Below are 12422 nucleotides of genomic sequence, written 5' to 3' on the forward strand. Positions count from 1 at the left end.
AAAAAGTTTATCTAAAAATCGAACTGGTAAGTTGCTCCTCCCAAAATCTGTAAACCTTGAACAGGGTAATTCATCCAACGTTCGTAATCCTGATTGAACAAGTTATTCCCTTTAAGGAAAATAGACAGTTTTTCGTTCACTCTATAGCCTGCATGTAAGTTGACATCAAAATAACCATCAAGCGTTCTGGTTTCTTCAATAGGCAACACCAAAGTACCTTCTTCATAAAACACATCCTTACGCTCCCCTACATAGAACAAACTAGCACCAGCAAACCATTGTTCGGTAATTTGATAATCCGCAAACAAAGAGGCCTTAAGTTCTGGAAGGTTCCATGCCTCGTCTTGATTATTCGTATTATACATAAAATATGCGGCCTTTGCTCCAAGGTTGAAATTTCTATTGATGTCTACGCTAAGCTCTCCTTCAAAAGAAAAGGTCTTGACATCGTCATAGACAACTCCAAAAGAGTTTCCGTATTGGTAATCTTCAGTGGCTTCTCCCAATACACTATTCGCCTTGAAAAGCGCTTTATTTCTATCGGCTGTATAATTTCCACTAACACTATACCCAATGGTATTGGTCAGTTTACCTTTCAAACCTAAAGTAGCATTGTACTGTTGGTCTGTTGGCACCACCAATAAGGTTGGTGACACAAATGGATTTTCCATTGCAAAATCCTCGTACGTGTTTTGAATCAAGCGACCTTCAATGCCTCCAAATGCAATCATCAACTCATCTACCAAACGGTAAGATCCCGTAATATTTGGATATATGTACAGTTTATTGTCACCATCTTTTGTATTGTTTAAATACACCAATCCAATTCCTAAATTAAGGGTTAAATCATCCTGCACCAACTGATAGCTAGGCGCTAATCCAACATTGAAATTACCGTATTCCAATTTATCCTCGGAATAATAGTTTCTTTCAAAAGAACCTCCCAAATAATCCACGGTTACTTCTGTTTTAATGGTTTCGTCCATTACAGGAATACCAAAAGTTCCTTTTACCAGCAAACGGTTTTCACTTGAACCTTGATCATCCCCAAAATGCCTAAAACGCAAACTAGCCTCCTCTGCTATGGCATCATCAAAAATAATCTTACCTCCTACATTGGCATTATAAAACGCATGCTTCACATTTAAATCGTTGGCGGTAGTTCCATCAAAATACGGTTGCGGCAATCCATACCAATTATAGGTAAGGAATTTTCCTCCTCCATCGACACGCCAAGTATAATCGCGCTGTCTTTGGGTAAAATTGGCGTGAAGGTTGGTATTTGAAAATTTATCATCCAATAGCAACCCATCGATGCCTCCTTGAGACGAATGGTGACTAAAATACCCACCAACCGTTTCAGTATTGCTCAATTTATGGTTTAGATACACTTCCCCTAAAATGGTCGTAAAGGTCCCCAACCCCAAAGAGGCATAATTATCATACAACTTTACAGATTTGGTCTTAGCAACTGCCTCTGCTTTCCCTTTGGCAGGCGTAAACGTGGACGCCACAGGAATAGAGAAAATATTGTATTTCACCTCCTTTTTGGTAGCGGTGGTTTTATCATCCAAAGTAGGTTCTTCCTTTATTTTAAAGGCATCGGAAATGGTAGGTGTATACGGTTTTACTACAGTTACCACTTGGGTGTCGATGGTGTCATTGGTTTGTTTACGCTCCTGCGCATAGGTTTGACATACAGTTCCCGTAAAGGCCGTAAGTACTATATATTTAAATTGCTTGAACATGAATATCTATTATTTGTTTTGAGGGAAAAATTAGTTGCCTGGTTCTGAAATTACCGATGAATTGGTCTTGGCCTGTTCGGTTTTGATTTTGTTCAATTCCTCTTGGGCTTCTTGCACAACATCATCAAACTCTACAAAGTTCTTGGTAACACTTTCCAAAATATAGGTAGCTTGGAAAGCATCATTCAAAGCATAGAAGTTTTTGGCCATGATCACCAAACCTTTGGCACTGTAATACTTGTAGCTGGAGTAATCTTTGGCCAATTGCTGAACCGTTGCGTTGGAAGCTTCAAACTGTCCTTCCTTATTTTTGAAATAGGCATTGTAGTAAAGTGCCTCTGCTGCCAAAGAACCTGTTGCTATCTTTTCAACATTGGCATAGGCCGTTTTAGCCTTGGCTTCATCACCTGTTTTAATAGCCGAACGCGCAATAATAATCTGGGCATCACTTTTTACCTTATTGTCAATTTTTGAATTCGACAATACCTTTTCGGCATAGCCTACTGCTTCTGAATAGTTTTCCTGCTTGTAGTACGCATTCATTAAGTTGGATTGCGCATAAGTGATATTTTGAGGATAATCCGCTTCGGTTTCCAAACGCTTCAACAAGGGAATGGCCTCATCCAATTGAGAGGTATTCAAATAAATTTCGGAAAGCTTTACCATGGCCTGCTCGGTGTATTCATTTTTCGGTTTGTCCACCACATATTCATAATGAGATTGGGCATTCTCTGGCAAATCCTTTTTGGTATACAGTTCTGCCAAATAGAAATGTGATTTCAAGGCGTGAATCCCATTAGGAAATTCCGTCAAGTAGGTATTGAATTGCTTGATGGCTTTTTCAGAATTATTATCCAAATACTGCTTTTCGGCAGCTAAATAGGATGTATTGTCCAACTCGGCATCGGAAACATCAATATAATCTAGAGTTCTTACCCATTCAGCATATTCGTCCACACGTCCCAAATCAATGTAAATCAAACGTGCTGTCGCAACCGCCTGCACTGCTTCTTCCGAATTTGGAAAATCCTTGGCGACTGTTTTAAACTTGGTCAAAGCTCTATTGTTATCATTGGTATTGTAGTAAGACAATCCCTGACGCAATAATGATTTCGAAACGAAAACGGAGTTTTTATATTCTGAATTCAATCGGTCGTACATGGCCATAGCCTTATCGGTTTCACCTACCTTTACATAAGAATTAGCCAATTCGTACATGGCATCATCACGTAACGAAGATTTAGAATAACTATTGATAAAAGCATTAAGCTCTTGGATTTTTTTAGAACCTTGTCCCAAATAACCATAACTCATCGCCTTCTGGAAAAATGGATAATCCGATTCCAAAACTTTAAGAGCAATCGCCTTATCATACGCAGCAATGGCATTGCTGTAATCGCTGGACACGAAATAACCGTCACCAAGTCTTAGGTAAGCGTCATTCACCCTTAATTTGTCATCTTTATTTGAATTGATAAATTCTTGAAAATGCTCTGTAGACTTCGGGTAATTTTTCAGTTTGAAATAGGTATAAGCCAAGTTATAATCTATATGCTCCATTTCTGGTACATTGTTGGCCTCTGCCTGTTGTAAAAATTGCTTAAAGCCAATAAGTGCATCGTTAAAATTATTCAACAAGTAATCTGTTTCCGCTTTCCAGTAAATAGCCCTAGCTGTGAACACGGGGTCCTTCGCTTCTTGAGCCGAACTGGAGAACATACCTTTAGCTTCGTTATACTTAGCCTCGTTGTACATTTCAATTCCGCGGTAAAAGGTCACTTTTTGATACGCCACCCTATTTTCGAAGCTGCGCTTTCCTTTCAACAGCTCCAAAGCCTCTTCATAATTTTTTGAAGTAATGTAAGAGTCAATCAATAAGGTCTCCACCTCTTCCTTATAAGCTGTATTAGGATACTTTTCCAGATAACCTGTCAATACCTGCGGCACGGATTGGTACGGATTTCCAATTTCATAACTGATCTTGGCATAATTCAACCAAGCATCTTCCTGAATTTTCAAATCGAAATCCATTTGAGATGCATTTCTAAAAGCATTCAAGGCTTCCTGCTTTTTATCCAAATTGATGTAACTTTCTCCTAAATGATAATAGGCATTTTGCGCCACACTGTTTGTTCCGTCTATAATTTTATTGAACTCCGAAATGGCACTTTCAAAATCATTTTGCTTGTAATAAGCATAACCCAACTGATAGTAATCTGTATTGGTCCACTTGCCCTTTTTACCCCTATAAGCTTTTAAATAAGTTACAGCTTGATCATATTGACCCAAATTAAAATAACTCTCCCCAATAATTTTGGAAAGGTCAGACACTTCATCACGATTCCCTTTTGCCATTTGGGCTTTGGCAAGTTCAATGGCTTTTTCAAAGTTTCCTAATTTGAAATTTAAATCCGCTTGGTAATAGGAAAGTTTTTCTTTGTAACCTTCTTGGTCGCTAACTTGGTCGAAGTATTCATTCGCGGTATCATAATCATCTCCTTCATAGGCCATATAACCAATATAATACTTAGCCTGTGACCCGTATGTTTTTGAATTGACCACACGGTTCAAATACTTTTGGGCTTCCACCTCTTCCTTAGTAGAATACAAGGAATACCCGTAGTTGAAATAGAAACGATCGCGCTCTGTACGCGAAATACTGTTTTCTTCCACACGCTCATACCACTTGCGAGCATACGAATATTTACCGTTGGCGAAATAGTAATCGGCCACATCCAAAAACGCCGTATTGCGCTTGGTACTCGTTGGATAATTGTCCACAAACTGCTGCATTAAAAAATCAGCATTCTTTTGATTCAACCGTACCGCACAATTGGCAATGTAATAGGCACAATCAGATTCCACCTGCTCATTATCGGCCTGGTCCTTAACCTGATCGAACAATGTTTGGGAAGCTTGGTACTGTTTGTTGTTGTAAAGTGTGAGGGCTTTTTGGTAATCCACCAAATCGTTGGTGTAAATTGAAGATTCCTGTGCTTGTATATAAACGTTTAGCATCGCAAAGCTTGCTAAAGTGATTATTTTTTTGTGAGCCATTAAGTTCGTTTTTTTGATGTTCAAAGATAAATGAATCCTTATACTATAACGACGGATTTTACGTATAATTATAAACGGATTTATTAAAAATTCCGTTTATAAAAAGAAGCTAAACCCTTACATTTTTGAATACTTACAATTTTCTGTTTGACGAATTCAAGTTGACATTCAGCCCATAGACTTTGGAAAACATAAAATTTGAATTTTGAATTTTAAAACAATACATTTACAACGCTTAAAAAATACCCCACTACAAAATGTCCGAAATGGTTTTACAATTAAAAGATGCCTCTATTTTCCAAGGAGAAAACATGGTGCTCAGCAATGTGAATTTTGAAATGCACAAGGGTGATTTTGTGTATTTAATTGGAAAAACCGGAAGTGGAAAAAGTAGTTTCATGAAAACACTTTACGGCGATTTGGAACTTACCAAAGGAGAAGGCTCCATTGTGGATTTTGATTTAAGAAAGCTAAAGGAAAAGGACATTCCTTTCCTACGTCGCAAGCTTGGAATTGTATTTCAGGATTTCAAATTACTACCGGATAGAACCATCAATGGCAATCTGGAATTCGTTTTAAAAGCAACTGGCTGGAAAAACAAAAACGAAATCACCGAACGCATCGATAAGGTATTGGACAAAGTAGGTATGAAGACCAAAGGGTTTAAATTTCCACATGAGCTTTCTGGAGGGGAACAGCAACGTATTGCTATTGCCAGAGCTTTATTGAACGAACCTGAACTCATCCTTGCCGATGAGCCTACTGGAAACCTAGATCCTCAAACTAGCATTGAGGTAATGGAAGTGCTGCGTGAAATCAACAAAAATGGCAACACCATCCTTATGGCTACACACGACTATGCCTTGCTTTTGAAATACCCAAGCAAGACCTTAAAATGTGACGAGAATAAGGTTTTTGAAGTGGTGCAGCGCAGAGGGTAATTTTTTCAATTAAATATTTCTGAGTTTCTTCAAAATGCTTTCAATACTAATTCCAACATACAATTATAATGTATTACCATTAGTAAAAAGTCTTTCGGAAGAAATTGCATCTCTGTCATTCCCTATTGAGATTATCGTTATAGATGATGCTTCCCCTGCCCCTAAAAATAAACAAGAAGATTTCATTCAATTTTCGCACGTTAATTTCTCAGCTTTAAATTCAAATCTAGGGAGAAGTAAAGTCAGAAATCTACTTGCCAAACACGCTTCGTTTGACAATCTTATTTTTTTGGATAGCGATACCCTTCCAGTCAACAATGACTTTATTTACAAATATCTTCAGTATTTCAATAATCATGAAGTTATTTTTGGAGGTATCGAGTACGCTCAAAATAAAAACCCAAAATTTTCATTAAGACATAAATACGGAACAAAAAGGGAAGCGATCCCATTTAGATCAAGGCAAACTAGTAAAATCCTTCATTTTACAACAGCTAATTTTGGGATTAAAAAATCGCTTTTCAACTCCATAATGTTTAATGAAACGCTTTCTGGCTATGGTTATGAAGACATTATATTTTCCAACAGCATATTAAAAAGAGGCTTCAGCATCAAACAAATCAACAATCCTGTTTACCATTTGCAATTGGACAATAATCAAGTCTATCTTGAAAAGATCAAACAATCTATCAAAAACTTATATACTTACAACCTAAAAAAAAAGGAACCGCCTCTTTCTATTAAAATATTAAAATATTACAATTTTATAGAATTGCTGCGGATACAACAGCCAATATCCTACGGTTTCTACAAGTTTGAAAAGCTCCTTTTAAAAAACCTACTCTCAAAAAATCCGAATTTATGGCTTTTTGATATGTACCGTATTGGATATTTCTGCACTTTAAAAAACAAAAATGATTAATATCTCCATCGTCATATCGGTCTATAACAAGGAAGGTTACCTAAAAAGCACCATTGAATCCGTACTCAATCAAACCTATCAAAATTTTGAGATTATTGCAGTTAACGATGGTTCTTCAGATAATAGTCTAAATATTCTAAAAGGGTTTTCAGACCCTCGTTTACGAATTATCACCCAAACCAACCAAGGTGCATCTGCTGCAAGAAACCAAGGAATTAAAGAAAGTAAGTATGAATATATTGCACTTCTTGACGGAGATGACTTATGGCTACCAAATTATTTGGCAGAAATGGCGACAAGCATTCAAAGATTCCCAAATGAGGCTGTTTTCGCTAGCGCCATTGCCAACACCTATGATGATAAAATAGTCCCCGTATCTTACGCCGTTAAGAATACTAATGCCATAAAAGTTATTGATTATTTTAAAAACAGTACTTATAACTACTCCCTACTTACCAGTTCTAGTATTATTTTCAAAAAGGAAATCATAAAAAAAACGGGGTGGTACGACACATCGATAGTCTCTGGACAAGATGTTGATTTTTGGATAAAAATAGGCTTAAATTTCCCTGTGGTTTTTATCAATAAAGTTCTTGTGCATTATAGGTTTAACGACTATAGCCTGTCCAACACTACTTTTGACCCTAAGTCCAAACCTAAATTCAACAATTATACAACTCAAGAAAACAACAATAAGCATTTAAAAAAATTCTTAGATGTCAATCGATATTCTTTAGCCCTAATGTGTAAGCTCCATGAGTATAACAATGAGTTTTCTGAATACAAGAATGCAATTGACGTAAAAAACCTAAAATGGCGTCATCGCATTTTTTTACAAAGTCCCAAATGGTTTTTGAAAATGCTTTTGGATTTAAAATCCTTAAAAAAAGAAAAAGTATATTACAAAGCCTTAAATCGTAAATAATCATTATAATCCCTAATATATTCAGCTTCCTCAAACTCCGTCGAGGCTAAGACCAAACACACAGCTCCTGCCGAAAAATTTTCCAATTCGCGCCACACTCCGGTAGAAATCAACAATCCTTTATCTGGTTTATTCAACATAATCCTTTCCTTCTTCAAACCATCATCTATAACAACTTCAAAACTACCACTTAAAGCAACCAAAAAAGACTCCTGTTTTTTATGAGCATGCCCTCCTCTGTAGGCGTCACTAGGCACATCAAATAAATAGTACACCCTTCTAATTTCAAACGGGACACAATCTTTTTCTATAATAGCAAGGTTGCCCCTTGCATCTTTTATTTTTGGAATTTCAATAATTCTAACACTATTTTCTGTCATAATATTTCTTGTAAAAGGATATCCCATTTTTCACATACATTGGCTATAGAAAACTCTCCTACACTGTCTTCTGCATTTTTTTTACAAAAAGCATACACCTTCTTATCCAAAACAAATTTATTCATTGCTTCAGCTAAAGACTTGACATCATGATTAGCAACCAAACACCCGTTGTACCCATCTTTTAAAACCTCTCTAGAAGATGGTAAATCTACAGATATTACTGGAGTACCTACAGACAGGCTTTCCATAATTACCATAGGAAATCCCTCATATTTACTGGTTAACAAAGTAAACCTCGCTCTTTTTATATAAGGAAATGGATTTTTAGTATAGGGTAAAAATAATACGTATTCAGATAGCTTCAGGTCACATACCTTTTTCTCTAAGTAATTCTTGTCCACACCATTTCCCAAAATCACCAACTTAACATTTTTAGACTTAAGCTTAGACAGATGATAAGCATCTATTAAAAGAGACACATTTTTTATTTTATCTACAAGCCTGCCAAAATACAAAACAAACTCATCTTCTATGGAAATCTTGTCTTCAGCATCTAATTTGTTGTTAACTATGTCTACAGCGTTATGAATTGTAGATACATTTGTAAGTGCATATTTCTCTCTCACCTTACTTTCAATAGATGTACTTACACAAACAAAATGATCCTCGGGTTTAAACATTAACGGTAACGCCCTTTTGCTCTTGGGTAGATATAAATCCAATTTTGAACTATGAACAAGATAAAGGACCTTACAATCCTTATAAATTAATCTTTTTATAGCTATCTCTTTTAAAAGAATTGGCCTGGATCGACTATCAATAATAAGATCAAAATGATGTTTATCCAAATAGGCCTTCATTACTTTCAACCTATTAAATCTACCGAACAAGCTATCATTCTTATCCTTTAAAGCACCTAAATTTAACAGTTTACCTTCAAAAGAATAATCAATAGCATTTAAAATAGATATAATATGAATATCATAACCCAAATTGGACAACATTTTAGAGAGTAATGCCGATGTTCGTTCCGCTCCTCCATTCGCTAATGAGGACACTAATATTGCTATTTTAATATTCTTTTTTTGCACAGCCAAACACTATCTTTGACAAAGATATAATTTAAAACACGTGAAGATATTATTAATTGGGGAATATAACCGTTCCCATAAATTCTTAAAGGAAGGCCTAATAAAATTAAACCACGAAGCTATCGTGGTTGGACTTAATGATGGTTTCAAAAAAGTAGACGTGGACCACCTTATAAAATCTTTCCCCAGCAATTGGATGGCAAGAAAAACAAGAACAGCACTATATAAAATCTTCAAGATAGACCTTCACTCCTATTATGTTAAAAGACAGGTTTTAAAACTCAAACCGTTGCTATCAGGATATGACATCGTCCAGTTTATCAACGAATCTCCTTTTTTGTGTACCCCAAAAGTGGAAAAGGAATTATTTAAATTAATTTCCTCTTGGAACAAGAATATCTTTTTGTCATCATGTGGTTGCGATTACCCCAGCGTAAAATACGCCTACGATAAAAAATTCACCTACTCCATTCTAACACCTTATTTTGAAAACCGAGGAACTCCCTTTAACTACAACCATGCCTTAAAATATTTGGAACCAAATTTTGTGGAGCTCCATAAATACATTTACAACACCATTAATGGAGTCGTTTCATACGACCTTGATTATTATTTACCTTTAAAAGACCACCCTAAACACCTTGGACTTATCCCGCACCCCATAAATGTTGACAGCATCCACTATTCAGAATTAAACATTGAAGATAAGATTGTAATTTTCCACGGCATTAACAGAACTACCTATTTCAAAAAAGGCAATGATATTTTTGAAAAAGCCTTGGCTATAGTTCATAAAAAACATAAAGATCTAATTGAAATAATCACCGTAGAAAGTGTGCCTTACCACATATACATCAAAGCGTTTGATCAAGCTCACATATTACTTGACCAAGTTTATGCCTACGATCAAGGCTACAATGCCCTTGAGGCTATGGCTAAAGGAAAAGTGGTCTTTACCGGGGCAGAACAAGAATGGCTAGACTATTACAGCTTAGAGGAAGACACCGTAGCCATCAATGCGTTACCTGATCCTAATGCTATTGCCGAAAAACTAGAATGGTTAATCCAAAATCCAAACAAACTAAAATCAATATCCAAAAATGCCCGCAAGTTTGTTGAAGACCACCACCATCACGTAAAATGCGCTAAAGACATACTTCAGAAATGGTCTGCTCAAACTAAGCTCATACCTTAGGAAAACGTAATTCCAAAGAGACCCTAGTTAAATTCTTATTTTCGTTGACTGCTGCTCCATGAATTAAAAACGGAGAAAATATTAAAGCTTCACAGGGTTTAGGATTGGGCCTAACCATTTCCATGATTCCATTTTTCGTTTCCAAAATACAAGGCACATAATAAATGTTCCCATTAATTTTAGCCCCTTTACTTTCTGTCCTTAAAATCTCATTTTCTGGTAAGAGATGACTTTTGGGAAGCACAGGCAATGAAGACTTTTCATTGCACCCCTCAATAGGAATCCATACGTTTATAATATCTTCCCAATAACTCAAATACCCATCTCTATGAGGCGGATTGATATCCAAGGTCTCAGGCCTGCTTATTCTAATTTGGATATGGGATTTCTGCAATTCTTCTACCCAAGAGGTAAGTTGACACCCTAAGATATTTCCAAAACGTTCTACAAGTAAATTAATATCAAAATCGAAATCCTCTACTTCTAAGTTTCTAGTGATATTTATCACCTCATTATGCATCTTATCAGTTCTAACAACTTCGTGATACTTTGACAAGGAAAAAGTCTTCTCATCAAAATCTATATTATTTACCTTAATCGCATCTAAAATATTTTTTGTCACAGATTTACTTAACAACTCGAACTCTCCTTCTGTAAAAGCCTCCACAACTGAATACCCAATATCTTTCCATGTTACTCCTGAAATAGGGCTATCTAATTCTGAATACAACACTTCATCTTCTCCCCAGAAAAATTCACCTTCAACATCAAAATTAAAAGGTTTATAGTCAATTAGCAGACTACATTTCTTATTTGGCATTATTACTATTAATTAGTTTCATTATTTTTTCTCTAACAGCTTTCCAAAAAGTGCCTTGTAAAAAATTGTCAATAACAATATATAGTACAACAGATAATCCACAAAATGGGCAATTACCACTCCTTTTAAACCATAAATATCTATGAAATAAATACTCGCAAAGTACAACAATGTAACAGAGAATATTTCACTGAGCATATAATGCCAGAGCATTTTTTTGGCCAAAAATTGATAGCTAACTACCATGGAAAGTACTTTTAGAAAATCCCCTAAAAGTTGCCAGAAAAACAATTCTTGCACTTCACTGAAATCTTTGGTAAAAATGACTTGAATTATCAAATTTCGGCATATATATATAACTACAAGTCCCAATCCAAATATAGGCACGATGGTTTTATAAAAACTCCAAACTTCCTTTCTAAACTCCAAATTGGTATGAATAGAAGCAAAGCGCGGCAAAATATACAGCGTCACCAAACTACTGATGAACATTAAATAATAATTGGAAATTCTTCCCATGGCCACCCAATATCCCGCTGCATTTTCTCCCAAACCATCGATGATATAATTTCGTATCAGAACTGATACCATTGGCAGTACCGTAGCAGAAAACAGAGCCATGATTGAAAAGACACTTAAATTTTTGATGCTCTTCAGGTTTATTTTTTTAAATGATATAACACGGGCTGTATTCCAAAATCTAGAAACACCAAATAAAGTGATTAGACACAAGACAATTTCAACCGCCGCTATATGAATTAAAGCCCCTTTAAGTTGAAATTTCCAAATAAGGAATCCATTTATAGCAACCCCGATAATGTGAGATAATATAGTGATAAAAAGAAGCTTCTTTTGTTTGGACAATCCGTTCAATACAGAGAACACCAATGTCTTCATAGTATAAAAAGGTAGCGCAACGGCCAAAATCTTTATGATATGCACATAATTATGTTCCCGTGTGAACAAAGCTTCGTTTAAATAGTGTGCATTAAAAAAACAATAGACTCCTACTATTGAAGAGGAAAATAAAAGCAAATAGAAGGTAGTAGAAATAGTTTTGCTCAACTCCTTAACATCAGACTTGAACTCAGCCACATATTTAATAATACCGTTATAGAGTCCTAGTGTAGAAAATGCCTGAACCGACGTCATAAAGTCTCTCAAATTCCCAACCAATGCCAAACCACTAGGTCCCACAAAAATGGCAATGAATTTTGACGTAATAAATCCTGTCAAAACTCTAACAACTATTGAAATAGAATTTAGTGAAGCTAATTTAATGAGGTGGTTATCGGTAAAAAAAGATTTTAATTTCTGCTTCATTTATCCCTTGAGTATTC

The 12422-nt window shown here is 35.7% G+C and carries 10 protein-coding genes; 4 read left to right on the plus strand and 6 right to left on the minus strand.

Annotation, left to right across the window (positions count from 1 at the left end; translation table 11 throughout):
• Window positions 1-11 precede the first annotated feature (11 nt).
• Together RBH95_RS12860 and RBH95_RS12865 are read right to left on the minus strand one after the other, a co-directional pair.
• Window positions 12-1748 carry a TonB-dependent receptor domain-containing protein gene (locus RBH95_RS12860; RefSeq protein ID WP_307899979.1) on the minus strand — a complete coding sequence of 579 codons (1737 nt, stop codon included), beginning with the start codon at window positions 1746-1748 and terminating at the stop codon, window positions 12-14.
• Window positions 1749-1778: 30 nt separating this feature from the next.
• Window positions 1779-4805: a tetratricopeptide repeat protein gene (locus RBH95_RS12865; protein ID WP_307899980.1), complete on the minus strand. Its 3027-nt coding sequence runs from the start codon at window positions 4803-4805 to the stop codon at window positions 1779-1781.
• 257 nt (window positions 4806-5062) lie between these two features.
• Between RBH95_RS12865 and RBH95_RS12870 the strand changes: the two genes are divergently transcribed.
• The 3 genes from RBH95_RS12870 to RBH95_RS12880 are packed head-to-tail and all read left to right on the plus strand — an operon-like array spanning window position 5063 to window position 7593.
• Window positions 5063-5746 carry a cell division ATP-binding protein FtsE gene (locus RBH95_RS12870; protein WP_307899981.1) on the plus strand — a complete coding sequence of 228 codons (684 nt, stop codon included), beginning with the start codon at window positions 5063-5065 and terminating at the stop codon, window positions 5744-5746.
• 34 nt (window positions 5747-5780) lie between these two features.
• Window positions 5781-6668 carry a glycosyltransferase family 2 protein gene (locus tag RBH95_RS12875; protein WP_307899982.1) on the plus strand — a complete coding sequence of 296 codons (888 nt, stop codon included), beginning with the start codon at window positions 5781-5783 and terminating at the stop codon, window positions 6666-6668.
• Window positions 6661-7593, plus strand: coding sequence for a glycosyltransferase family A protein (locus tag RBH95_RS12880; protein WP_307899983.1), 933 nt, complete (start codon window positions 6661-6663; stop codon window positions 7591-7593). The genes RBH95_RS12875 and RBH95_RS12880 overlap by 8 nt, the downstream gene beginning before the upstream one ends.
• On the opposite strand, the gene RBH95_RS12885 is transcribed toward RBH95_RS12880, so the two are convergent.
• A complete protein-coding gene (locus tag RBH95_RS12885) occupies window positions 7569-7973 on the minus strand; it encodes an FdtA/QdtA family cupin domain-containing protein (RefSeq protein ID WP_307899984.1) in 405 nt (134 codons plus the stop codon). The genes RBH95_RS12880 and RBH95_RS12885 overlap by 25 nt on opposite strands.
• A complete protein-coding gene (locus tag RBH95_RS12890; protein WP_307899985.1) occupies window positions 7970-9034 on the minus strand; it encodes a glycosyltransferase in 1065 nt (354 codons plus the stop codon). The genes RBH95_RS12885 and RBH95_RS12890 overlap by 4 nt, the downstream gene beginning before the upstream one ends.
• 73 nt (window positions 9035-9107) lie before the next feature.
• On the opposite strand from RBH95_RS12890, the gene RBH95_RS12895 reads away from it, so the two are divergent.
• Window positions 9108-10262: a glycosyltransferase gene (locus RBH95_RS12895; RefSeq protein WP_307899986.1), complete on the plus strand. Its 1155-nt coding sequence runs from the start codon at window positions 9108-9110 to the stop codon at window positions 10260-10262.
• Here the strand turns inward: RBH95_RS12895 and RBH95_RS12900 are convergent.
• Window positions 10252-11082 carry a phytanoyl-CoA dioxygenase family protein gene (locus tag RBH95_RS12900; protein ID WP_307899987.1) on the minus strand — a complete coding sequence of 277 codons (831 nt, stop codon included), beginning with the start codon at window positions 11080-11082 and terminating at the stop codon, window positions 10252-10254. The two genes, RBH95_RS12895 and RBH95_RS12900, sit on opposite strands and share 11 nt — an antisense overlap.
• A 21-nt stretch (window positions 11083-11103) precedes the next feature.
• On the minus strand, window positions 11104-12405 hold the full coding sequence (locus tag RBH95_RS12905) for an O-antigen translocase (RefSeq protein ID WP_307899988.1): 1302 nt from the start codon (window positions 12403-12405) through the stop codon (window positions 11104-11106).
• Window positions 12406-12422: the final 17 nt, after the last annotated feature.

Origin of the sequence: Mangrovimonas sp. YM274 (assembly GCF_030908385.1) — a bacterium.
GTDB lineage: Bacteria > Bacteroidota > Bacteroidia > Flavobacteriales > Flavobacteriaceae > Mangrovimonas_A.